21 protein-coding genes and 1 pseudogene are annotated in these 22,506 nt (G+C 61.2%); 11 read left to right on the top strand and 11 right to left on the bottom strand.

Annotation, left to right across the window (positions count from 1 at the left end):
* Nucleotides 1-10 precede the first annotated feature (10 nt).
* Both ACFRJ8_RS19340 and ilvC read left to right on the top strand, forming a co-directional pair.
* A complete protein-coding gene (locus ACFRJ8_RS19340) occupies nt 11-850 on the top strand; it encodes a creatininase family protein (protein WP_377987996.1) in 840 nt (279 codons plus the stop codon).
* Nucleotides 847-1,872 (top strand): ketol-acid reductoisomerase, encoded by a 1,026-nt coding sequence (gene ilvC / locus ACFRJ8_RS19335; protein WP_377987995.1) that lies wholly within the window; start codon nt 847-849, stop codon nt 1,870-1,872. The genes ACFRJ8_RS19340 and ilvC overlap by 4 nt, the downstream gene beginning before the upstream one ends.
* Nucleotides 1,873-2,332: 460 nt before the next feature.
* Here the strand turns inward: ilvC and ACFRJ8_RS19330 are convergent, their stop codons facing one another.
* From ACFRJ8_RS19330 to ACFRJ8_RS19290, 9 genes are all read right to left on the bottom strand, one after another.
* A complete protein-coding gene (locus tag ACFRJ8_RS19330) occupies nt 2,333-2,554 on the bottom strand; it encodes a hypothetical protein (protein ID WP_377987994.1) in 222 nt (73 codons plus the stop codon).
* Between the two features lie 22 nt (nt 2,555-2,576).
* Nucleotides 2,577-3,257 carry an HAD family hydrolase gene (locus ACFRJ8_RS19325; RefSeq protein WP_377987993.1) on the bottom strand — a complete coding sequence of 227 codons (681 nt, stop codon included), beginning with the start codon at nt 3,255-3,257 and terminating at the stop codon, nt 2,577-2,579.
* On the bottom strand, nt 3,232-3,618 hold the full coding sequence (locus ACFRJ8_RS19320) for a RidA family protein (RefSeq protein WP_377987992.1): 387 nt from the start codon (nt 3,616-3,618) through the stop codon (nt 3,232-3,234). The genes ACFRJ8_RS19325 and ACFRJ8_RS19320 overlap by 26 nt, the downstream gene beginning before the upstream one ends.
* 39 nt (nt 3,619-3,657) lie before the next feature.
* Nucleotides 3,658-4,911: an NAD(P)/FAD-dependent oxidoreductase gene (locus tag ACFRJ8_RS19315; protein WP_377987991.1), complete on the bottom strand. Its 1,254-nt coding sequence runs from the start codon at nt 4,909-4,911 to the stop codon at nt 3,658-3,660.
* Nucleotides 4,908-6,350: an NAD(P)/FAD-dependent oxidoreductase gene (locus ACFRJ8_RS19310; protein ID WP_377987990.1), complete on the bottom strand. Its 1,443-nt coding sequence runs from the start codon at nt 6,348-6,350 to the stop codon at nt 4,908-4,910. The genes ACFRJ8_RS19315 and ACFRJ8_RS19310 overlap by 4 nt, the downstream gene beginning before the upstream one ends.
* 14 nt (nt 6,351-6,364) lie before the next feature.
* Nucleotides 6,365-7,780 carry an FGGY family carbohydrate kinase gene (locus ACFRJ8_RS19305; protein WP_377987989.1) on the bottom strand — a complete coding sequence of 472 codons (1,416 nt, stop codon included), beginning with the start codon at nt 7,778-7,780 and terminating at the stop codon, nt 6,365-6,367.
* Nucleotides 7,777-9,318 carry an amino acid permease gene (locus ACFRJ8_RS19300; RefSeq protein ID WP_377987988.1) on the bottom strand — a complete coding sequence of 514 codons (1,542 nt, stop codon included), beginning with the start codon at nt 9,316-9,318 and terminating at the stop codon, nt 7,777-7,779. Before ACFRJ8_RS19300 ends, ACFRJ8_RS19305 begins: the two co-directional genes overlap by 4 nt.
* 292 nt (nt 9,319-9,610) lie before the next feature.
* Nucleotides 9,611-10,387: a DeoR/GlpR family DNA-binding transcription regulator gene (locus tag ACFRJ8_RS19295; protein ID WP_377987987.1), complete on the bottom strand. Its 777-nt coding sequence runs from the start codon at nt 10,385-10,387 to the stop codon at nt 9,611-9,613.
* Nucleotides 10,388-10,523: 136 nt separating this feature from the next.
* Complete coding sequence (locus ACFRJ8_RS19290) at nt 10,524-11,420, bottom strand: LysR family transcriptional regulator (protein WP_377987986.1); 897 nt, start codon at nt 11,418-11,420, stop codon at nt 10,524-10,526.
* Nucleotides 11,421-11,605: 185 nt separating this feature from the next.
* Between ACFRJ8_RS19290 and ACFRJ8_RS19285 the strand changes: the two genes are divergently transcribed.
* The 8 genes from ACFRJ8_RS19285 (at nt 11,606) to ACFRJ8_RS19250 (ending at nt 20,329) form a co-directional block, all read left to right on the top strand.
* Nucleotides 11,606-12,445, top strand: a complete 840-nt coding sequence (locus tag ACFRJ8_RS19285; protein WP_377987985.1) for a polysaccharide deacetylase — start codon at nt 11,606-11,608, stop codon at nt 12,443-12,445.
* A 32-nt stretch (nt 12,446-12,477) separates the two neighbouring features.
* Nucleotides 12,478-13,476 (top strand): sugar ABC transporter substrate-binding protein, encoded by a 999-nt coding sequence (locus ACFRJ8_RS19280; RefSeq protein ID WP_377988112.1) that lies wholly within the window; start codon nt 12,478-12,480, stop codon nt 13,474-13,476.
* A gap of 65 nt (nt 13,477-13,541) precedes the next feature.
* The gene (locus ACFRJ8_RS19275) at nt 13,542-15,044 is read left to right on the top strand and encodes a sugar ABC transporter ATP-binding protein (protein WP_377987984.1); all 1,503 of its coding nucleotides are present in this window, start codon (nt 13,542-13,544) and stop codon (nt 15,042-15,044) included.
* Complete coding sequence (locus tag ACFRJ8_RS19270) at nt 15,041-16,033, top strand: ABC transporter permease (RefSeq protein WP_377987983.1); 993 nt, start codon at nt 15,041-15,043, stop codon at nt 16,031-16,033. The genes ACFRJ8_RS19275 and ACFRJ8_RS19270 overlap by 4 nt, the downstream gene beginning before the upstream one ends.
* Entirely contained in the window at nt 16,030-18,333 is a 2,304-nt protein-coding gene (locus ACFRJ8_RS19265; RefSeq protein WP_377987982.1) for a penicillin acylase family protein, read from the top strand. The genes ACFRJ8_RS19270 and ACFRJ8_RS19265 overlap by 4 nt, the downstream gene beginning before the upstream one ends.
* Entirely contained in the window at nt 18,330-19,064 is a 735-nt protein-coding gene (locus ACFRJ8_RS19260) for an SDR family NAD(P)-dependent oxidoreductase (RefSeq protein WP_377987981.1), read from the top strand. Before ACFRJ8_RS19265 ends, ACFRJ8_RS19260 begins: the two co-directional genes overlap by 4 nt.
* Nucleotides 19,065-19,081: 17 nt before the next feature.
* A complete protein-coding gene (locus ACFRJ8_RS19255; protein WP_377987980.1) occupies nt 19,082-19,792 on the top strand; it encodes an SDR family NAD(P)-dependent oxidoreductase in 711 nt (236 codons plus the stop codon).
* 330 nt (nt 19,793-20,122) lie between these two features.
* Complete coding sequence (locus tag ACFRJ8_RS19250) at nt 20,123-20,329, top strand: hypothetical protein (RefSeq protein ID WP_377987979.1); 207 nt, start codon at nt 20,123-20,125, stop codon at nt 20,327-20,329.
* Between the two features lie 76 nt (nt 20,330-20,405).
* Here the strand turns inward: ACFRJ8_RS19250 and ACFRJ8_RS19245 are convergent, their stop codons facing one another.
* Nucleotides 20,406-21,188 (bottom strand): hypothetical protein, encoded by a 783-nt coding sequence (locus ACFRJ8_RS19245; RefSeq protein ID WP_377987978.1) that lies wholly within the window; start codon nt 21,186-21,188, stop codon nt 20,406-20,408.
* Nucleotides 21,189-21,308: 120 nt separating this feature from the next.
* Here ACFRJ8_RS19245 and ACFRJ8_RS19240 point away from each other — a divergent pair.
* Nucleotides 21,309-21,444: pseudogene (locus ACFRJ8_RS19240) on the top strand (PDDEXK nuclease domain-containing protein); the annotation flags it as partial.
* Nucleotides 21,445-21,891: 447 nt separating this feature from the next.
* Here ACFRJ8_RS19240 and ACFRJ8_RS19235 read toward each other — a convergent pair.
* Nucleotides 21,892-22,293, bottom strand: a complete 402-nt coding sequence (locus tag ACFRJ8_RS19235) for a nuclear transport factor 2 family protein (RefSeq protein WP_377987977.1) — start codon at nt 22,291-22,293, stop codon at nt 21,892-21,894.
* Nucleotides 22,294-22,506: the final 213 nt, after the last annotated feature.

Here is a 22,506-nt window from a genome sequence, read left to right as displayed (position 1 = left end):
GCTCGGCGCCATGAGCTGGACCGACGCAGCTGAAGCCGTCCGTGCGAATCCGGTGGTCCTGCTGCCGATCGGTGCGATCGAGCAGCATGGAGCGCATCTGCCTCTCGACGAGGACGCACTTGTCGCCGACCACGTAGCGAAAGCGATCTCGTCAGCCACAGGCGCCATTGTCGCTCCAACCATCCCCTACGGGCATTCACACAATCTCCGTGGATACACCGGAACCATCAGCCTCCCTCAGCAGCTACTCACCGATCTGGTCGTCGCCGTAGCCTCCGAGCTGGTCCGTCACGGATTCCGTCGCATCGTCCTCGTCGACGGTAATGGCGGAAACCTCGGAGCAACCGCAGCGGCCGCGTTTGAACTACGGGACAAATTCGGGATTTTGGTTGGCCGGGTGTACCCCTGGGGACTCGGCTACGCCCTCATGCGCGACGCATACGAGAACCCCGACCTGGTGTACGGGCACGGTGCAGAGCCGGAGCTGTCCGCCATGATGGCGATGTTCCCGGACGAAGTGCACATGGAAAAGGCCACCACTCCGGAACTAAAGACCTACCAAGGCTGGACGCCGGCCAGTTACATCCAGGCCTCCATCCCGCCCCACGGATTGCCAGGGGAGATCTTCTGGGACTTCTCGGACGTGTGCCCGTCCGGAGTGACTGGCGATTTCGGTGAAGCTTCGTCAGACACCGGAAAAGTATGGATCGACCGCGTGATCGGATTCTGCATCGATTACGTCCGTGAATACGATCGAAACACGGACCACGGACCCGGAAACGACCGGACGGAAAGCCCTTCTGCTGCGCTTGCTGCAGCCAGCCTTACCAATCAGAAAGTAATGAAATGACAGAACTGTTTTATGACGACGACGCCGACCTGTCGATCATCCAAAGCCGAAAGGTCGCAGTTATCGGTTACGGCTCCCAAGGCCACGCCCACGCGTTGAGCCTGCGGGACTCAGGTGTTGACGTGCGCGTAGGCCTTAAAGAGGGGTCAAAGTCAAAGTCAAAAGCCGAGGAAGATGGCCTCAGGGTTCTCTCTGTGTCCGAGGCAGTCGCCGAAGCCGACCTGATCATGGTCCTGACTCCGGACCAGATCCAGAGGTTCGTTTACACCGAGGAAATTGCGCCGAACCTGAACGCAGGGGACGCCTTGTTCTTCGCCCACGGCTTTAACGTCCGGTATGGCTACATCCAGGCCTCTGCTGACGTGGACGTCGCCCTCGTTGCCCCGAAGGGCCCCGGACACATCGTCCGTCGCGAGTTCGAGGCCGGCCGCGGCGTACCGGCCCTCGTCGCCGTTGAGCAGAATGCCACCGGCACAGCCCGTGAACTGGCCCTGTCCTATGCCAAGGCCATCGGCGGCACCCGTGCGGGTGTCATCGAGACGACCTTCACCGAAGAGACCGAAACCGACCTCTTCGGTGAGCAGGCGCTCCTCTGTGGGGGCGTATCCCACTTGGTGCAGTACGGTTTCGAGACACTGACCGAGGCCGGATACCGGCCCGAGGTCGCATACTTTGAGACACTCCACGAAGTGAAACTGATCGTTGACCTGATGGTCGAAGGCGGTATCGCCAAGCAGCGCTGGAGCGTTTCGGACACGGCAGAGTATGGCGATTACGTCTCCGGCCCACGGGTCATCACGCCGGACGTGAAAGAAAACATGAAGGCCGTCCTGGCGGACATCCAGGATGGAACATTTGCCGAGCGGTTCATCGAGGACCAAGACGCCGGAGCACCGGAATTCGCGGCCCTGCGCAAGAAGGAAGAGGGCCACCCGATCGAAGCCACCGGCCGCGAGCTGCGCCGGCTATTCTCCTGGGTCCACAGCGACGACGACTATGTTGAAGGCACAGCTGCCCGCTAAGCGGACGACTACGCCTGCTGTCTGCCCGTGATTAACGGCAGACATAAGAACACCCAGGGCCAGCGCCTTGGGTGTTCTTATGTCTTGCAGCGCCGCGATGTCGAATCGTTCACCGTTGTGGTTCTGGGGGTTGTGCGCTCTCAGGTTTCGGGCATCCCACCGTCCAGTAGGCATGCGGTTGGCCCGTATCCAGACTTACCAGCCCCGTGGACCAAGCATGAAGGGGGAGTCCCGCCCGGAGTTAGGGATGCGGATACACGCCGCACAGATCGGCAAGGGGAATACGGTGTAGGAGATTCGAGCCATCTGTTGAAGGGCTTTCGGGAGTCTTCAGGCACCGACCGACGCCTGAAGGTGGGAGTCCGATGTGCAGTGTGCGCAGCGAGCATCAGCAGCGTTCCCGTGGCCCAGAGGACCCGACGGACACCACCGACAGGTAAATCCGATAAGGGGAAGCAGGTCATCCCCACACAACCACGGTCTCGTCATGGGTGTCGACGAACTGCCGCAGCTCGGCGCCGTCGGCCGCGAGCCAGAATCCTTTGCCCGAAGGCATGACTGTCTCAACGCGACCTTCGCGGATGTCTGAGCCGCAGCGGTGGACCTGAACGGTGTCACCGGTCTGAACCGTCCACGGACGCAGCAGTGGTGCCCACCCGTCGGGATGCGGATTGTGAGTCATTGACGTTCCTTCGATCTAGAGGCTAGCGCCAGGTCACGGAGATCACCTGTCGTGCTCCCGCCGTGAGCAGAGTGGTGGATCGCCGTCCCGCGTTCACGATGACGGTAAGCCGGGCCTGCCTTGCGGTCGGCAGGTCACTTGCCGAGTCTGTGTAGAAGGTGGCTTGCTCCAGGCTGAAGCCGGCGGCGCGGATGGCGGAAAGTTTGGCTGCGCCTACGTTGTGCGGCTTCAGGCGGGGAGTTCGGCCCGTGAACTCCAGCCTTGAGGCGATGAGCGGAACATCCGCAAGACCGATGGCGTCGAGATACGTACGGGCTATCACTTCCTCGGAGGCGGTGACTACAGCGGTTCCCCCCACATCTGAGGCGTGGCGGCACTCTTTCACTGCCTGCTGGACAACGGCTGGGCCTGAAGCAAGGGCTGTAGCTACCTTTCGTGCCAGCTGGTCGTAGGTGTCCCGGTTGAGTCCGCGCAGGGCGACGGAGACGAGGCATCGATTGATCCGCGCGCGGGCATGGTTCTCCGAAGGCGTGAGCAGCGCTGCGAGGAAAAGTGGGAGTACTGCCAGGAGCTGCAGGGGACGTTGCCGCAAACGGCGGCTGATCAGAGCGGCCATAGTGTCCGTTCTGATCAGCACGCCGTCCAGGTCAAAGAGGGAAATGTCTCCCTCCGAAGGATTACTGGAGGAAAGCGTCGGCTTCAATTTCGACCAGAAGATCCTCGGCTGCCAGCGCTCCAACTTCAACGACGGCGGTCACCGGACGGATGTCACCGAAGATTTCGCCGTGGACGGCGCCAACAGCGTCGAAGTCGGCGATATTGGTCAGATAGATGCGGGTGCGGATGACGTCGGCAAAGCCTCCGCCTGCTTCGGTGAGTGCCTTCTCAATGCGCAAGAAGATTTCGCGGGCCTGGGCCGCCGCATCGCTCCCGCCAACAGCCCCGGCTGCCGATCCTGCGGTAGTGCCGGCGACGACGACCTGGTTTCCTACCCGCACTGCACGGGAGTAACCGAGTACGGGCTCGCGGGATGAGCCGGAGGAGATGTTTTGACGCTGGGACATTTCTGCCTTTCGTAGGGTTTTACTGTGGGGTCTGTTGGGTTAGCGGGCAATGCCTACGCTGACGGGCCCGGCTTCCCAGTCGATTCCGCGGAGCATATCTGAGGGAACACGGAATACACGGCCGGGCGCAGCGGGCCACATGAGCCGCTTGCTGGCGATGACTTTGCCTTTTTGGCGAAATTCCACCTGAGGGAAAGGAACGTATTCGTCGCTCCAGAGCAGGAGGCGTCCGCGTGGGGGGGCGGAATCGTTGCGGTGCAGCATTGACGGGGCAATCCAGCGCAGAGGCGCTTCGGCCGTGAGGCGGATCCCGACGCCCTTGGCTCGTTCACCGGCGAGGTACTTTACGACGTTGTCGGCCACGGCTGCACCGTCCAGGGCGGCCACATCGGCAGTGTCTACTGGGTGGAGCATGTTGCCGATGGCGAAAACACCGGGTGCGCTGGTGCGCAGCGAAGCGTCCACCACGGGGGCTTTGCTGGCAGTGTCGATGTCGAGACCTGCGGCGCGGGCGAGTTCATTGTCGGGGATCCAGTCACCGGTAAGGATGACGGTGTCGCATTCGATTACCTGGCGCTCCTTCGTGTCCAGGTTCTCGATTTCCACACCCTGGACGTTGGGTTTGCCGAAGATGTTGGTGATTCTTGTGCGGGTGGCGACTTTGGTTCCGAACATGATCTTGCCGGGGCCGCTGAAGAAGGAGTACGCGTCGGGCTTCGGATATTCAGTGGTCATGAGGACGGTTTTGCATCCGGCATGCTGCAGGGTCACGGCGGCGGACCAGCTGACGAGCTCGGCACCGACGATGACCGCTCTCTTTCCTACTTTGCCGTGTTTAAGGTGCACGATGTTCTGCAGGTGACCCGTTGTGTATGTGCCTTGGCCGCGGTCTCCCGGAATGAGGCGGGCAGGGCGGGGTCGTTCGCGGGCTCCGGTGGCGAGAATGACGACGTCCGCATCAACGCGCACACGGCCGGCGGGCATGGTGACGTTTACTGATCGTGGACCCGCCCAGTCCGTGACCATGGCGTTGGTTTCGATCCGTGCGCCGGCCGCCGTGGCACGGTCAAGGAGGATCTTGGCGTACTTGGGGCCGCTGATGAACTTGCCCATATCCCGGATGCCATAGCCCGGGTGGTCACTGTGGCGGGGGATTCCGCCGGCAGCGCTTTCCCTTTCCAGGACCAGCACTTCGCCCTTGACCTTGGGTGCCAGTTCGGCCGCGGCCCGCAGGCCGGATGGTCCTGCGCCGATGATCAGGACGGCAGGAGTGAGCACTTGGCCGTTAGTCACTTCTTTACCCCCGACAGTGTGTGGGAAGCGGCGTGCGCACAGCCAGCCGACTTGCCCTTGGTGTCCAGCATTTCCTTGACCTCGGCGCCACAGAAGAAGCCCTGGCAGCGGCCGTTATGCGCCCTCGTACGTCGGCGAAGCCCTTCAATCGTGGTGGGCGGGATCGGTGTGGCGAAGGTGTCGCGGATTTCGCCGGCCGTGACTCGTTCGCAGAAACAGACGATTTTGCCGTAGGCGGCGTCGGCAGCGATGCGGGCGGCGTCCTGGTAGGGACGTAGGAAAGCCTCTCCGATGTTCGGCATCTGGGGCGGTTCCGGAAGATCAGTGCGTTCGACGAGCTCGATGGCGCCCGATTCCTTCAGCAGGCTATAGACGTATTCAGCGACAGCAATGCCTGAGGTGAGGCCGGTGGAGCGAATGCCGCCCACCAGAACGTACTCCTGTTCCGTGTCTACTTCGATCAGGTAGTCGGGGTAGTCGCTGGCGGCTCGAAGCCCGGCGTACGTGGCTGTGATTTCTTCATCCAGAAGAGCCGGCATGAGGCGTTCACCCTTGCCGCGCAGGAAGGCGAAGCCGCTCTCGGACGTGCCCGTTGCCTCACGGTCGTTGAGGTCCTCGGCGGTTGGGCCCAGCATGACGTTGCCGTAGATGGTTGGACTGACCAGCACGCCCTTACCCAAGGCAGTGGGGACGGGCAGGACGATCTTGTCCACGAGAGGGCGGGCCTGCTTGTCATAAACGAGGAGCTCACCGCGGCGGGGGGTGAGGTGGAAACGGTCGTAGCCGAACAACGTATCGATGGTGTCGCCACCGAGCCCGGCGGCGTTGATGACCCATCGGGCGCTGATGCGGTCGATGCTCGTCAAGAGTTGCGTGACGCCATCGGTCCGTTCGATGTCGGTAACGCGCCGACGCAGCAACACTTCGGCACCACGCTGGACGGCGTCCGTGGCCAAGGCCAGATTCGTGGTCCAGGTGCAGATGATGGATTCATCCGGAACGCTCAACCCGCCGAGGACTCCTTCGCCCAGATTAGGCAGAACCGCGTATACGTCCTCAGCAGTGATGATCTCCGTCTTGGCGTAGCCGTTCTTTTCGGCCTTCTCCTTCAGCGCCGGAAGTGCGTCGATCTGTTCCTGGTCCCAGGCGACAAGGATGGCTCCGGTGTGCTCCACAGGGATGCCGGTGGCCTTGGCGTAATCGGACAAGAGATGGAATCCCTCGTGGACCATCCGCGATTCCAAGGTTCCGGGCTTGGCGTCGAAACCGGTGTGCAGAATGGCGGTGTTGGCTTTGCTGGTACCTTCGCCGACGTCCTCGCGGGCATCGACGATGGCAACGGTCAGGTTGTACCCGGACAGTTTGCGCGCGATTGCCGATCCGACAATTCCGGCCCCGATGACCGCGACATCGTAGGTCTTGGCCTGTGTTGTGCTCACGTTTTTCTCCTTGCTTAATGAGCGGATTCGGCAGCGGCGCGCCAGAGCGCCCGGAATTCGGCCGCCTCGTCGGCGGACCACCTTGGTTCATAGACGGTGCTGGGTTGCCACGGGATGACCGCGTCCTCCAAGCTCCTGGAAGGCTCAGCGGCAACCCTGGCCAGGGCAGCAGCCCCGAGGGGAGTGGCATGCTGGGAGGGATAGACGGCGATTTCCATCTGCATGAGATTGGCGACCGACTGCATGAGCACTTTGCTCTGGGTCAGTCCGCCATCGACGCTCAGCCTTTGAAGCGGTCGGCCGATGTCGGTCGCGATGAGGTCCCCAAGTTCGGCGACCTGGGCGGCGATTCCTTCCAGAACGGAAAGCACCATGTGCTCGCGGCCGGTGGAGAGAGTCATACCCGAGAAGGTGGCCTTAGCGTCCGGCCGCCACCAGGGGGCGCCCAGTCCAGCCAGCGCCGGGACGCTGAGGACCCCTTCGGAGCTGGATGCTGACACGGTGTCCAGTTCGGAGGCTTCGTTGATGAAGCCGAGCTGCTGCAGCCAGCGGACGGCTGACGCTGCGGTGTAGATCTGTCCGTCGAAACAATACGATGCTTTGTCTTGGACGTTCCACGCGACAGAGGCCGTCAGACCGGCAGAGGAGCGCGCGGCGGTTGTGCCGGTGTTGGCCAGCAGGAACGCGCCGGTGCCGAAGGTGCATTTGGCTTCGCCGGGGCGCAGGCATCCCTCAGCGAGCAGTGCTGCCTGCTGGTCGACGATCAGCCCGCCGACAGCCATGACGCCACCGAAAGCTGTGGTGGCTCCGGCTATTTCGTCGGATTTGAGGATTCGGGGGAGCCGTTCGTCCTCCAGACCAAAGATTGCCAGTAGTTCCGGATCCCAGTTTGTGGAGTCCAGGTCGGTTGTGAGTGACCTGCTGGCTGTGGAAACGTCGGTGACGAATTCGCCGGTGAGCTGGTGAATGAGCCAACTGTCCGATGTCGTCACGACGCCCTCCCGGGTGACGTTCCGGCGGATCCAGGCCTGTTTGGGCGCCGAGAAGTAGGGATCCAGAACAAGCCCCGTGCGGCGGGCCACGTCGTCCCGGTGCTCAGCAAGTTCCGTGCAGATGCTCTCCGCCCTGCGGTCCTGCCACACGATCATGTTCGACAAAGGCTTTCCAGTGGCGGGATCCCAGGCGAGGACGGTTTCGCCCTGGTTGGCCAGGGTGACGATGTCGATGAGGGCGTTGGACTGGGCAACTGCTGCCCGTCCGGCCTCGAGGACGGAGTCCAGCAATTCCTGGGGGGCCTGTTCCACGCCGCCACCGGGAAGGTAGCTGGGGCGGACCCTGCGCTCAGCTAGTCCGAGGATTTTTCCGTCACCGTCCACAACGGCAGCTTTGGTTCCCGATGTTCCTTGGTCGATGGCAAGAACGGTGGTCATGCCCGGTTCCCTTCTGTGTGTTTGGCGTCTGCGTCCAATTCTGCGTCTATTGAGTGCATGTCCGGCATGGCCAGCCCCGCGGGTCCTCCGCGCTTGATGAGGAGGAAGATCAGGTAGATGGCTCCCAGTCCGACCATCAATGCGACGTAGATCCATGAACCTGTGAAGGATGCATCTCGGAATATCGAGAGGACGAATACCAGCCAGGTGGAGGCCAGAATGATGACCGGCAGCTCGAAGCGTCCAAGGGTGAATCCTCGGCTGGGCGGCAGGCTTTTGCGTTTGACGATGTAGAGAAGAACGGTGGCGGCGTAAATGACGGCCGGCAGCAATGTTGCCGCGGCGAAAAGGCTGAAAAGGGTGTCGGTCTGCAGGGCGAAGACGGCCAGGATGAGCTCGGCGAGGGTGAACATCAGCCAGGTTGCCGAAGTGGGCGTTCCGTGGCGGGGTGAAACCTTGCGCCACTGTGCATGCCCTGGGAATCGGTCATCGCGGGACATGGCCCAGACCAGACGGACCGCCGTCATCAGAATGACCATTCCGCAGGCAAAGATGGCGACGACGACCATGACCAGCAGTGCGGTGCCGATGACGGGACCCAGCACGCGGTTGATGACGTCGGCCACGGGGGTTCCTGATTCGGCCAACGAAGCGGGGTCTCCTGCGAGCATGGTGATGGCGATCAGGAACAGGAAGCCGAGGGTTCCCGAGGCGATGACGGCCTGGGCCATTGCGCGGGGTACGACGCGGGCCGGTTCCTTGGTTTCCTCCGCCAGGTTGGCCGCTGATTCAAAGCCGACCATCGTGAAGGCGCCCAGCAGCGTGCCCATCATCCACGGGCCCACCTCGGTCAGTGTGCCGAAGCCCATGTAACCATCGGCGGGGATGGCGCCTGTAGAAAAGAGGTTGCCGACGTTGAGCTCCTTGGCAGCGAAACCAACAACGAACAGCAGGACAACAAGCAAAACCATGCCGATCAGTTCGGCAGAAACCGCCCAGTTGTTGACGCGCTCGGTCCACTTGGTGGAAAACGCAACCAGCAGTGCTTGGAGCAGGATGACAATCGCCGTGATGAGCCAGGCGTTGGCCGGGGTTCCTGTGTATCCGAGGAGTACAGGCAGAACGGTGGAAGCGATGGTGTAGTCGACCGCCACGACAACGATGGCCAGGAAGGTGAAGGACATCCATCCCATGATCCAGCCGAGGACCGGGTTGGCCAGCCTGGACATCCACTGATAGGAGTACCCCGTCACGGGGATACGGGCGGCCAGGGAACCAAAGATAAAGGCCACCATGAGTTGTCCGATGGTAACGATCGGCCAGGTCCAGATGCCAGCGGGTCCGGAGCTGTTCAGTACCGCGCCGTACGTGGTGAATATGCCGGTCGCGATAGATACGAAGGCGAACGCCACGGCAAACGAGGCGAATCGGCCGGTGCCGCGCTTCATTTCCTGCTTGTAGCCAAAGTCAGCGACGTTGCTGCCCTGATCCGCAGCGGAGGCGCTAGCCTGCGTGCCGTTCAGTGGATTGTTCTGCATGGGGATCTCCTCGGGGGCTCCCTGATGTTCTTGGTCATGGGATCAGCTTGCGCTGGGAACGCCGTCTTCAGCGCGAATCGTGCCTCCGAATGTGCGTTTAGGGCCTCAACCACGTCTGTTTGTGCATAGTTGACCAGATGTGTGGATTGTTGAGGATTCTTGAGGAAAAGTATGGAACGAATTGTGGCGAGCGTCAAGTGCTCATGTGGGATCCGTCACAATACGTCTTCCGTTAAACGCCAAGCGCCCTCCGGGGGCTTGAGGCCACCTGCAGGGCGCTGTACTCCGGCGGCTAGCCGGTTGCGAGGATAAGCTGGACGCCGCGGCGGTCCAGCTCGTGGACCAATGGATCCGGAGGAGCGCTGTCGGTGATGACACCGGTGACGTCAGTGATGTCGCAGACATGGTAGGGGGCTACTTTCCCCACCTTGCTTGAGTCTGCGACGATGTACGCCCGGCTGCTGTTACGCAGCATCTCCTGCCGCGTGGCCGTTTCATCCCGGTAGAAATCCGTCAGGCCTTCGCGGACGGTCACTCCGCCGGATGACAGGAACGCAACATCCGTGTTCAGCTTTCTGAAAAATTCCACGGCCTGGGCGTTGGAGCACGCCAGGTCTCCTCCGCGGACCCATCCTCCTGAAAGCAGGACATCGAGGCCCGGCCGCCCGGCCAATTCAGCAGCCACTAAGAGGCATGGCGTCGCCACGACGCCTCGGAAGTCCTTGGGCAGGGCTTTGGCGATCTGCAAAGAAGTTGTCCCGACATCGATGGCCACGATGTCACCGTTCTTCACCAATGCGGCCGCCGCAGCGCCGATGCGGGCCTTGGCTTCCCGTTGTTCATCTAGCCGGATGTCGAAGGGTTCTTCGGTTTTGACGTGTGATGCGTCGGCCAGGCTCATGGCACCGCCATGCACCCGCACCAACTGGCCGTTGCGTTCCAGGAGGGCAATGTCGCGACGGGTGGTTTCGCCGGAAACACCCAGGCGTTCGGCGATTTCGTCGGTGGACAGGACGCCGGAGCCGTTAAGTTCAGAAAGTAGTCGGGCGCGACGGGCTGCCGGTAGCACTAAGGGTCTCCTTTGGTAGGTCTCTGACCTTAGGTTACGTCTCCCGCCGGTTGTTTCCGGCGATTGTTCGTAAGGCCTTTTACGAAGTCAGGGAACGGCTGTGCTCATTGGGCGAAGGACCTTTCCCGTTCGCTCTTCAGGACATGTGTGCGGCCGGCGCTTCAAATGACGGCCATGGGGGGTTCTCGGACAGCCATCTACGCAGCGCCAGCGCTACAAGCCGCAGCTCCGCGGAGGCGAAGTGGTGGACATCCCATGATGCGTACAGTGTGATCGTCACTGGCTCCCCACCCGCGTAGGCAGGAATGGCACGGAGCCCAAAGCGCTGAGCTTCGGTAACAAGCGCGTAGCCGTCGGTGCTCGCAGCCACAGCCTGCGCGACAGATCCGGTGGACAGCTCACGGATGAGTATCGGAGGATCAAAGCCCATCGTGGCTTCAGACACCGCCGCCCGCACTCCGCTTCGTGGGACCATGACCTCCTTCTCCGCCAAGGCCTCCAAATCACCGCGAGCAGCGTCACCGAAGAGACCCTGCGCGGGTTCCCGGCACTGGATCATGACCGGGATTCTCGCCACTGCTAGCTGGTGCCGATGTGGCGGAGGAGCTAGCGAACTGACCGCGAGGTCAACGTCCTGATCGAGCAGCTGGTCGACTTCGCCGGCCGGGACGATATGCAGGTCAACGATTGGCGCATCAGTTCCGGCCATAAACGGCGTGAGCACGCCTTCTGCGGTCGCGTGAGGGCAGCCGACACGGAAAGACGGGATGCCCAAGTAACGGGATCGCATGATGTCCTCGGTTTGCTGAAACCGCGTCAACAGTTCGCCGCCGAAATTGAGAAGAGTTGCGCCTGCCGCCGTAAGTGCCATTCCGTTGGGAGTCCGTCGAAACAGCCTTAGGGAAAGCTCCCCTTCGAGTCGGCTTATCTGCTTCGATACGGCTGGCTGGGTCACGTGCAGTTTCGCGGCGGCAGCACTGACAGATCCGGTCCTCGCGACCGTCCGAAAACATTCAAGGTCCCGTCTGTCCATTCCTTGAGGTTATACCGATGGCGCTATTTTGTCATTCGACAGAATGATCCAGAGGGTGGAAAGGTTGAACCTACCCGGATATGCGACGCACATCACTTGCGTCTTATCCCACATCCCATGGCGATCCACAGAACACAAACCCATATGTGGTCTGGGCGCGTAGGCAAGAAGCGAAGGCGGCAAAGATGGCACTACTACTCCCCGACGGCAAGCGTCTGGCAGTGAACATTGGAGTGGATTTCGATGCGCACGCGACGTGGATGGGAACGTTTGGGCAAACCAGCCCCGGGTTCCTGTCGCGGGGCGAGTACGACGCGCTCGTGGGACTCCCGCGTGTACTGGAGGCCCTGCGCGCGCAGGGCGTTATAGGAAACTTCTTCACGCCGACGCACACCATGTCCACGTTCCCACAGGCGTTCGAGAGCGTGCTTGAGAGCGGTCATGAGATCTCCGCCCACGGGTGCTGGCATGAGCCCATCATGAAAATAACCCCGGACGAGGAGCGGCGGTTGCTTGCCCTGCAAATCAAGCAGCACGAACAAATAGTGGGCAAGGCTCCCCGCGGCTACCGCTCCCCGGCATGGGACTTCACGGACCAGACCCTGGGCCTGCTGGAGGAATTCGGCTTTGAATGGGACTCATCCCTCATGGGTCGTGACTTTGAGCCGTACCGGCCCCGCCCCGTCATTCTGGACTACGAGAACGGCAACTCGTTCGGGGACCCCAGCCATCTTCTTGAATTCCCCGTTTCCTGGTACCTGGACGACTGGCCGGCTACTGAACACATTCCCGGCGTCAGCACCGGTTTCGAGTCGCCCCGAGCGATCTACGAACGGTGGAAAGCGCACATCGATTTCGCCTACACCCGCGTTCCCAATGGTCTGGTGTCAATAACCGTTCATCCGCAGGCCATCGGACGGCCGCACAACTTGTTGATGTTCGAAGAGCTTCTCGACTACGTCGCAGGACTCGAAGGTGTGTGGTTCACCAATCTGAGTGCCCTTCTTCCTCACTGGACCGACTAAACGTACAACCCTCAATGCAAGGAAAATTGACCATGAAGTTGAAACACCGGATTTTTGGTACGGCCCTGGCTGCCCTGTCCCTGACGCTGCCTCTTGCGGCCTGTGGTGGCGGAACTACTCCCGGTTCCTCCGCCGGAGGCGAGAAGAAGCTGAATATCGGCGTCTTCATCCCTGCGAACAGCAATGCCTACCTTCAAGCGGAAGAAAAGGCCGCAAAGCAGGTCGGCGACGAGCTTGGAGTGAACGTAACCGTCATCACCAGCAACTGGAAGACACAAGACCAAAACACCGCCTTCCAGCTAGCCCAGCAACGCAAGACCTACGACGGCTGGGTTGTGAACGCCATCTCGCCGTCCGACCAGTGCAACGGAATAAAGAAGGCAGCCAACGGCGGCATCCCCATCATTATCGCCATTACCGCTATCTGCGGTGACGGCGGGTACACCGAGGGCACGGCGGGCTTCGTGGGCGAGCAAAACAGCGACGGATACAGCAAGTGGGCCGCACATATCCTCGCCAACACCGAACCAGGACCTGTCTCCCTCATCACCGGACCGCCTCTGGACTTTGTGACTGACACGACCACCGCGGCGGTCAAGGAGGGATTTGCCAAGAATCCTAAGTTCACTCTGGCGGCGGTCGAAAATACCGACTACTCCACGGACGCCGCCTTCAAGGCATCGCAGACCTTCCTCAACGCCAACAACGGGCTGAAAGCGATCGCCAGCAATTATTCCGGCATGACCCGCGGCGTCGTGCAGGCGGTGAAACAGGCCGGCAAGCAGGACGGTGTCCTGGTGTACGACAGCAACGGTGATAACTGGACGAAGGAACAGATCCAGGCCGGAACGATCAAGGCGGCGCTTCCTGGCATGCCCTACACGGACATTAAGCTGTCGATTCAGCTTCTGGTCGACAAGATCAAGGGCAAGGACGTCCCGAAGAACACCAACCCGCTGGATACACTCACGTTCCCCGGTGCACCGTTGATCACCAAGGGCAACGTCGCGTCGTGGACCCCCGAGTACTAGAAGCACCTGGCCCGGCCTGCTTCGACGGGCCACGCCACCTTCACCCCTTTGTTAGAGGAAATTTGATGAGTCAAGCCATTGTGTGCACCGACGTCAGCAAACGTTATGGGCCGTCCACGGTCGTCTCGGATGTGAGTATCACTGTCGAAGAAGGTACCGTCCACTCTCTGGTCGGAGCCAACGGCGCTGGCAAGTCCACGTTGCTGGGCATCATGAGCGGCCGCACTGCTCCGAGCTCTGGCCATGTATCCGTGCTGGGGCATGACCTTAAAACGGGCAGCCCTGTCGAGGCCCGTCGCGCCGGACTTGCCGCCGTGTACCAGGAGTTGACGGTGCTCCCCGCTATGACAGCAGTGGAGAATGTCTTTCTCGGTCAAGACCTGACATCCGGTGGTTGGTTGAAAAAGCGCGAGATGGTCAAGCGGTTCAAGGATCTCTGTGACGACTTCGGCGTCACCTATGACCCCCACGAACCCGCCCGCGGCCTTACCGTTGCAAAGGCCCAAATCCTTGAGATCCTCAGGGCCGTCCAGTCTGGTTCGCGGATTATTCTTTTCGACGAGCCAACGGCTGCGCTCTCCGAACGTGAACGCCGCCATTTTCTGGACCTCGTCCGGGAACTGAAGCGGCGCGGCATCACCATGGTGCTTGTCACCCACAACCTCGGTGAGGTCCTGGAAGTCAGCGATCACATCACGGTCATGACAAATGGCCGCACGACGGCCGAAGGGCCAGTGTCGTCGTGGACCCGGCCGGCCTTAGTTGAAGCGATGACAGGTGTGCGCGCCGCCGAAAGGGAACCCCAGCGGGGGGCCAATGTCGGAGACATCATTCTTGAGGCTACCGATGTCGGACTGCCCGGCGCCATCAGCGGGGTGTCCCTAACAGTGCGTGCCGGTGAAGTCGTAGGCCTTGCCGGGTTGGTGGGCTCCGGCAGATCCAGTCTCCTGCGGTCTTTGGCTGGAGCGGAACCGGCCAGTTCGGGGTCGCTGCGCATTCGCGGGCAGGCGGTAAGGTGGCCCCGGCGCGTGCGTGCCGGGCTGCGCCTGGGCATTGGGCTCATTCCCGAGGAACGCAAGACAGAGGGCTTACACCTTCAGATGTCGCTGCCGGACAACGTCACTCTCGCCCGGCTTGGCGACGTGTCGCGCTTCGGGATCGTCCGGCCAAAGGAGCAGTTGGCGGTGGCCAGGAAGCTGCTGACCGACCTCGCGCTGAGCCGCGAGGTGGGATCCTACCCGGTTGGGTGGCTCAGCGGCGGCAATCAACAAAAGGTCGCGGTCGCGAAATGGCTTTTTCGGGATCCGGACGTCCTCCTGGTCGATGAGCCGACCCGTGGCATTGATGTCGGAGCCAAGGCAGACGTTCTCGATGCGATCCGGGAAGCGGCCAACCAAGGTAAAGCGGTCATTGTAACCAGTGCAGAGATCGAGGAAGTCCTCGAGATCAGCGACCGCGTAATCGTAATGAGTGAAGGTCGGGCCGTGGCCGAAATCGACCTCCACACCCAATCTCCAACTCCTGGCGACATTCTCCACGTCGCCTTCGGCGTCAAAGGAACATCATGAGCGGCAGCAAGACAATAGCCCCCGATACCTCTAACCCCACGGTCTCCAAACGCGGGTGGTTCTCCCCCGAGCGCATCCTCGAATACTCGATGCTGGGGGTTTTGGTTGTGCTCGTCATCGCTGCGACGGTGATATACCCAGGGTTCCTGGATCCTGGGAATCTGCAGATCGTCATCACCCAGTACGCCCCCTTGGGAGTCGTCGCGGTAGGGATGACGTTGGTGATCATCGCCGGCGGTTTCGATCTGTCCGTCGGTGCCGTTTTCGCGGCGGCGGCAACTATCGCGGCTGCACTGTCGCCTCAGATCGGCGTAACTTCGGCAATCCTTCTCGCACTGGGCGCAGGCATCGTGCTTGGAGCCATCAACGCCTTTTGCGTCACGGTTCTCAAGGTCAACCCCTTCATCACCACACTTGGCACGTCATCCCTGTACTCCGGCGGGGTGCTGTTCTTTACCAACTCAACAGCCTTCAGCGATACCAACGACGATTTTCAGTGGCTAGGTACAGGGGCAACCCTTGGCGTCCCAAACACCATCATCGTGCTGGTCCTGACGTTCGCCGCGGGCGTTCTCGCGTTGAACTTCACAAGTTTCGGCCGAAGTATCTACGCAATCGGCGGCAGCAAGGAAGCTGCCAGGCTCTCCGGAATCCATACCAACCTCGTGCAGGGCTCGACGTATGTCATCAGCGGTTTCCTGGCTGCCCTTGCAGGCGTTCTGACAGCCTCCCAGCAAGGTGCCGGACAAGGCTCCATGGGCGCCAGCGTCGCATTGGATGCCATCGCCATTGTTGTGATTGGTGGCACGTCCCTGGTTGGCGGCGAAGGAAAGCTTTGGCGGACCGCCGTCGGCCTTTCCGTGCTCGCCATTCTGGACAACATCTTCTACAGCCTCGCTGTGGACAGCAATGCCCAGCTCATCGTCAAGGGAGCCATCGTCATCCTCGCCGTCGCGGCCGACCAGCTCGTCAAGCGGAGACAGCGTTGAGCTCATCCTCGTTTCCAAAAAACTCAATCCCGACACTGGAAGCACCGGTTACCGTACGAGTTGATTCATGGGGCATCTCGCACATTGAAGCGGCTTCATCCCGCGACGTCTTTCGGGCCCAGGGCTGGGTCCATGCAGCCGACAGGTTGTTCCAGATGGACTTGTGGCTCCGCCGCGGGCTCGGACGAATGGCCGAGGTATTCGGTGAGGGCTTCGCGCAACGGGATCGGGCCGCGCGCCTGTTTCTCTACCGACAAGACGCAGACTCCGAGCAGAAGGCGTACGGCGAACACGGCGTGGATGCTCTCCGATGCTTTGCCGAGGGGGTGAATGCCTTTATCGGTGCAGCGGCCGAGGATACGATCCTGTTGCCCCCGGAATTCCACAAGGTCGGCTATCAGCCCTTGCAGTGGAAGGCTGAAGACATCTCCCGTATCCGATCCCACGGCCTCTTCGACAACGTGATTCAGGAAGTCGACCGGGCTGAGACGATCCGCGCATTTGGCGAAACAGTCGAGAATCTCCGGCGGGTCCGTGAGCCCTCCTTGCCGCTTGTGATTCCTGAGGGTCTGGACCTTTCGGCCATCGGACCTGAAATACTTCAGGACTATCTGCTGGCAACCTCTCCCGTTGTCATTGACGGTGTTCCTGCTATGGCGTCTGCCCGAAGCGAAGGGAGTAACAACTGGGTGATCTCCGGATCGAAGACCGCCACGGGGCGGCCGATTCTGGCGAATGACCCGCACCGTTCGTTGCCGCTCCCGTCGCTGCGCTACCTCGTGCATCTGAAATGCCCGGATTTCGACGTGATCGGCGCCGGTGAACCGGTCCTGCCCGGTATCTCGATAGGACATAACGGCAAGGTGGCCTTCGGCCTCACGATCTTCCCGTCCGACCAGGAAGATCTGTACGTCTATGACCTGAATCCTGATGATGCGGGCCAGTATAAGTGGCAGGGAGGCTGGGCTGCGTTCAACGTGGTCCAGGAAACGATCGAGATACGTGACAGCGAACCTATCGAGGTAGAACTCTTGTTCTCAACGCATGGGCCTGTGCTCCACGTTGATAAGGAAGCGAACCGCGCGTTCGCCTTACGGGCTGCCTGGCTGGAACCCGGCGCCGCTCCATACCTTGGAAGTCTCCGCTACCTTACGGCGAACTCGGTAGAAGAGTTCCTCACGGCCGTTGACTCCTGGGCGGCCCCAAGCGTCAATCACGTAGTCGCGGATGACAGGGGCAACATCGCTTGGGCGCCGCGGGGACTTATCCCTCGACGGCCAAATTGGGACGGAACCCTTCCCGTTCCTGGCGATGGCAGGTACGAATGGGACGGCTTCCTGGATCCGCATGAACTTCCGAGCGCGATAAATCCACCAGCGGGGTGGCTCGCCAGCGCGAACCAGTTCAATCTTCCCGATGACTGGGGCCTGAACCCGGTCACAACCGAGTGGTTGGCCCCTTTCCGCTACCAAAGGATCGCGGAAGAGCTTGAAGGCGCCGATCAGTGGGGAATCCAGGAGAACGCTGCACTACAAAACGATGTGCTCAGCCTGCCCGCACGCACCATCGTTGAGGTACTCCGGAAACACCAGCCTGAGAATCTGACCGAGGCCGCTCAGGCGGCAGTTAAAAGCATGCTGTCTTGGGATTGCCGGATGGATCACGATTCCGAAGCCGCAGCCCGTTTCGAGCTCTGGTTCCGGGAGCACTTGAGGCCACTGCTGCTGCAGTGGGCGTTGGAGGGCGTGGCGGAGCCTGACAAAGCGTCTGCACACATTGAGAGGACAAGGCGTGAAGACAACACCGGAGACGCCCGCGTTGATCTTATGATCCTCGATCAGCTCGAACGAGAGCCGATCGACCTTCGCGCGATCCTTGCCAGGTCCCTGGAGGCCGCGGCGAAGCATTGGCCAGACGTGGGAGAAAGCTGGGGCGACATTCATACCGCCCGATTCATCCACCCGATATGCAGCGAGGCGCCGTGGTCGCTTCCCCCCATCCCGAAATCGGGCGGCCCAGACACGGTGAATGTTTCCGCCCGGGACAAGAACCGCGTACAGACCGTCGGAGCGTCACTTAGATTGATTTGCGATGTCGGAGAGTGGGACAACTCCGTTGCCATTAATACTCCTGGCCAATCAGGGGATCCTCGATCCGAGCATTACTCAGACCTCGCCTCTCCGTGGGCTTCCGGGCAGTACTTTCAGCTCGCCTACTCCTCGGAGGCGGTCGCCGGCCTGGCCCAGGCGCAATATGTCCTTAGACCTGAGGCATCAATGAAGAACAGGAGTCTCGTATGAGCGCTTACACGAATCAGCGGACCGTCATCGTGACGGGAGCCGCCGGCAGCTTGGGCACGGCAACAGCTACCGTCTTCCACAAGGAAGGAGCTCACGTCCTCTTGGTGGACCAAAACCCTGCTGTCCTTCAGACCGCTGAGGATCTCGGGGGCACCGCAACCGCCCTTGTGGCCGACGTTGCCAGCGAGGAAGGTTGGCAGGCGGTGATCGACGCTGTTTCTGCGTCAAGCAAAAGGGTTGACGTGCTCGTGAACGTCGCAGCCGTCTACAGGCGCGGAACCATCGCCTTGACTCCGGTATCCGAGATCGATTTGCTGTACCAAGTGAATCAGCGCGCACCCCTGTTGGGTGTGCGGGCTGCCCTGCCGTATCTCAAAGAGGCCAAGGGCGCCTCGATTGTTAATGTGGCGTCCACAGCCGGGATCACCGGGGATCCGGAGATCGTGGCTTACACGGCTACGAAATGGGCGGTGCGCGGCATGTCCAAATCGATGGCGGCCGAGCTTGCTCCTTCAGATATTCGAGTGAATAGTGTCATCCCGGGCCTCTTCGATTCCGCAATGGCACAGGCAAACGGTGAAGACGTCAACCGCAGCATTCTCGCCAGAACGTTCCTGAAGCGCCTCGGGACGTCTGAGGAAGTGGCAGCGGCGATCCTCTTCCTGAGCTCCGAGGGGGCCTCCTACATTACGGGGGCAGAAATCGTCGTTGACGGCGGACTTTCCGTCTAGAAGCTAAGGAGAACAACTTGAGCAGGCTTGCCAACAAAATCGCGATCGTAACCGGTGGCGGAAGCGGCATCGGCGCCGGGATAGTGGACGAATTCCGCAAGCAAGGGGCCGTAACCATCGCCGCCGACATAACCTTCTCCGAGTCCACGGGCACGGAACGGTACTTGGACGTCACCGACGAATCGGCCTGGATCCGGCTCGTCGAGGACGTAACCACAGAGCATGGCCCGCTCGGCATCCTCGTCAACAACGCTGGAACAACCGGATTCCAGCCCTTGGACGAGCTCGACCGCGCAGAGTGGGACCGGATCGTCAACGTCAACCAGTTGGGAACCTACCTGGGCATCAAGGCCTGCATCCCATCGATGCGGAAGGGCGGGGCGGGGTCCATCATCAACGTTTCCTCTATGTTCGGCTCAAAGGCCGTACCCGCCCTCGCCGCTTACCAAGCAAGCAAAGCCGCAGTTCTCGGCATTACCAGGAACGCTGCCATCACTTACGCCGCCGAACATATCCGGGCCAACGCCATCCTTCCTGGCTGGATCGACACTCCAATGACGGCGTCACAGGACCGGCGGCTTAACCAGAGGTTTGTGGAGAGCACGCCCATGCAGCGGGGCGGCGTTCCTCTGGACATCGCCCACGCCGCCGTCTATCTGGCCAGCGATGAATCCAATTTCGTAACCGGCATTGAGCTGCCGATCGACGGAGGCTACTTGGCCCAGTAATTCCGCAGCACACTTTGTCGCGAACACATCCACGCACCCGAACTGCCCCAGTCATCAGACGATTCGCCGGAACTAGGGCAGATTTGCGCGGAGACCGTGACCCACGCCCGATTGATACCGGGCCTGTTTGGCGACCGGAAGGGACACGGGCCAATCCCAGCTCATGATGCGTCCGAAAAGCATGCCCCGCGCCAGAGGCGTCGTAGCCCCAGCGCCATCGGCATTCAGAGGAGCGCTCGGACGCCACCGCACAAAGTCAGGAGCAGACCATTGGCCTGCCCCGGCATTAGCTGGCATCACCTGCCGACAAGGGCATCGGAGGAGAACGCGATGGACGATAAAGACATACGGCTGACGGTCCAAAGCTGCTTGAAAAAAGGCGACTTAACCCTGCTGTACCTTTGGATCACATTCCGGGCAAACGGAGGCGTTGCCTGCAGAACCACTATGTACGCGTTTGTCCACGGTCTGCAGGCACTGTCGAACAACGACAGGCTCGTGTTCGGCTCGGTCGTCCAGGATCTCAAGGACAACTGATCACCCGGCGCAACAAGGCAGGCAGCGACTCACGGACTCCCGTAGTGACAGACTTTCGAGTTTCAGGCTTCATCCGTCAACCCAAAGGCTGATCAACGACCGCCACAGATTCGGATACCAGGCCGCCCGAGTGCCATTTGATGGCCTGGGTGACGCCGTCAGCCGTCCGGTGGAGGGATGCCGCGATGCTGGATGGGAGACCGGATAGGGCGCTTTTCTGTCGCATGACGATGGTGTAGATCTCTGACCAGGTTATCCATGCGACGCAGAACGGAATTGAGGCCAGCAACGCCTCATAGGCTTCGGCGGTCATTCCCGCGCGGGCGCACAGGGACTCAAGACCCACTGCAACACCGGCGTCGACCTCGTGGCGGCCGCTGCCGGTGAGCCGGATGGGTGGGGGAGTGGTCAGGACGAGCAGGAGCAAGGGGGTGCGGTTGCCGCTGTGCGCCTGCAGGCAGAGCAGCTCCCGGGGAAGCTGCTCGACGTTGAACGAGGCGCCCTTTTTGAAGCCTTTGGCCTCCACTAGAAGTTGGACCGAGGGGCCGGTCACCCACACGTCCGGCTGGACATCAATGTTGAGGGCAGGCAGCAGGAGACTGCCCGGCAGCACGTCGAGGTCAGCAGGTTCAGCCTCATTGGCGGCCGCAAGTCGCGTTTGGTCGGCGCCATGGGCGCAACGCAGGACTTCGCCGAGGAACAGGTCTCGCGGGAGGTTAGACAGGCCCTGAAAAACCTCTGCGGTCAGCGGGTTTTCCATGCCGCGGCCGCCGTCCCGGTAACGCTTCACGTTGCTGCCCTCCCACGACACCTCGTCCAGTAGCCGGCTGATGACTGAGGGTTTGTGATCAGGTTCCATACCCACACGGTAATGCCGGCCATCGGCCACCGTCCGCCTGTATGGAAGCTGACATGTCGGCCGTCGCCCTCCGTGCGGGAGAGAGCCGCCAACGGCCGGCCGATAGTGCGGTCAACGGGCTACGTCGTCGTTGGGCTCAAGACGGGCAAGTTCCAGCCCGAATACGCCGGGAAGCTCAATTTCTATGTCGCGCTCGTCGATGACGTGCTCCGGCGCGGCCACCACAACGAAACCATCGGCATCCTCATCCTGGGCCGCCACGTCTGGCGGCGGCGGAGGCTCCGACCTGGTCTGACTTCACGGACCAGGTCCTCTGATGAACCGTTTGCCTACCGACTCGATAAGGTGCCTGGCAAATTGGTGCGCCAGTTAATTGAACGTGACGGCAACTTTTTCTGGGACGAGGAGGAAGCCCGCCGGGCCGACTGGGACCGTCGGGGAAGCCGTTGTGTCCTGGGCTGCCGGGAATGAACCACCCTGGCTGGGGGCGACGCAGCGATTCACTGTTAGATGCGGAGCATCCTGAGACGATGCAAAAGCGATTGGTGCCCAAGTAGCCGGGACATTTTCAAACCGAGGTCCCTTACCAGCCGTTTTGCCGGTTCAGGGACCTCGACGTGGCTCGGGACCGGCTCCGCGTGTGGCGCCTGTGAATCACTTCGGAACCCATCAGTGGCATTTCTAACCCGTGGAGGCTGGAGATTTACTCCGGAAAGGAGTCGCCGAACATGGGTAGCCCACTAACTGAAGCGGCCTGGGTTGCCTCGTCCTCGACGACGTCCCAATGTTCTGCGAGTAGTCCGTCTTCCATCCGAACGGTGTCTACCACCACCCAGGCCGATGGAAGACCATGCCCGGAGAATCGTCCCCGGACGAATACGGTGTCTCCGTCTGCCATGATCGTCTCCAACTCATGCTTGAATCCTTCGGGAAGGCCGTGGATCATGCCAAACAGTCCTTCACGTCCTGGGGGGATGTGTGCGCTGTGTTGGATATAGTCCGCTGACCAGAATTTCTCAGCTTTTGCGTAGTCACGCTTGTTGAACAGGGTGTCGAACGCTTCGCGCACGACAGCTTTGTTTCGGTCTTCCAAAGATTCGGACATTGTCCACTCCAGTTTCGCGGGTTCCAGAAAGGCGCAACGTGCAACCTTGCCGGGTGGGTTGTGTTCATGTGTGGCGCTGGCGATGCACTCAGCGGAAGCTGCGGTGGTCCCCGGGCGGCGGACTGCCCAACGGGAAGTTCCCGGCACTGCTCGCGGTAAGTGGACTGGGCCCTTGCCGGGCGGTGGGGGAACCGCCCGGCGAGGGGTTCTAGG

This window comes from Arthrobacter sp. NPDC056886, from assembly GCF_042788715.1.
GTDB lineage: Bacteria > Actinomycetota > Actinomycetes > Actinomycetales > Micrococcaceae > Arthrobacter.
Note: the sequence above shows the minus strand (reverse complement) of the source record. Positions and strands in the feature narration are given on the sequence as shown.

What these genes read in the sequence shown, in the direction of transcription:
- ACFRJ8_RS19340 (WP_377987996.1), top strand. Translation starts at nt 11, where the DNA reads ATGAGCTGGACCGACGCAGCTGAAGCCGTCCGTGCGAATCCGGTGGTC.
- ilvC (WP_377987995.1), top strand. Translation starts at nt 847, where the DNA reads ATGACAGAACTGTTTTATGACGACGACGCCGACCTGTCGATCATCCAA.
- ACFRJ8_RS19330 (WP_377987994.1), bottom strand. Translation starts at nt 2,554, where the DNA reads ATGACTCACAATCCGCATCCCGACGGGTGGGCACCACTGCTGCGTCCG.
- ACFRJ8_RS19320 (WP_377987992.1), bottom strand. Translation starts at nt 3,618, where the DNA reads ATGTCCCAGCGTCAAAACATCTCCTCCGGCTCATCCCGCGAGCCCGTA.
- ACFRJ8_RS19305 (WP_377987989.1), bottom strand. Translation starts at nt 7,780, where the DNA reads ATGACCACCGTTCTTGCCATCGACCAAGGAACATCGGGAACCAAAGCT.
- ACFRJ8_RS19300 (WP_377987988.1), bottom strand. Translation starts at nt 9,318, where the DNA reads ATGCAGAACAATCCACTGAACGGCACGCAGGCTAGCGCCTCCGCTGCG.
- ACFRJ8_RS19290 (WP_377987986.1), bottom strand. Translation starts at nt 11,420, where the DNA reads ATGGACAGACGGGACCTTGAATGTTTTCGGACGGTCGCGAGGACCGGA.
- ACFRJ8_RS19285 (WP_377987985.1), top strand. Translation starts at nt 11,606, where the DNA reads ATGGCACTACTACTCCCCGACGGCAAGCGTCTGGCAGTGAACATTGGA.
- ACFRJ8_RS19280 (WP_377988112.1), top strand. Translation starts at nt 12,478, where the DNA reads ATGAAGTTGAAACACCGGATTTTTGGTACGGCCCTGGCTGCCCTGTCC.
- ACFRJ8_RS19275 (WP_377987984.1), top strand. Translation starts at nt 13,542, where the DNA reads ATGAGTCAAGCCATTGTGTGCACCGACGTCAGCAAACGTTATGGGCCG.
- ACFRJ8_RS19270 (WP_377987983.1), top strand. Translation starts at nt 15,041, where the DNA reads ATGAGCGGCAGCAAGACAATAGCCCCCGATACCTCTAACCCCACGGTC.
- ACFRJ8_RS19260 (WP_377987981.1), top strand. Translation starts at nt 18,330, where the DNA reads ATGAGCGCTTACACGAATCAGCGGACCGTCATCGTGACGGGAGCCGCC.
- ACFRJ8_RS19250 (WP_377987979.1), top strand. Translation starts at nt 20,123, where the DNA reads ATGGACGATAAAGACATACGGCTGACGGTCCAAAGCTGCTTGAAAAAA.
- ACFRJ8_RS19245 (WP_377987978.1), bottom strand. Translation starts at nt 21,188, where the DNA reads ATGGAACCTGATCACAAACCCTCAGTCATCAGCCGGCTACTGGACGAG.
- ACFRJ8_RS19235 (WP_377987977.1), bottom strand. Translation starts at nt 22,293, where the DNA reads ATGTCCGAATCTTTGGAAGACCGAAACAAAGCTGTCGTGCGCGAAGCG.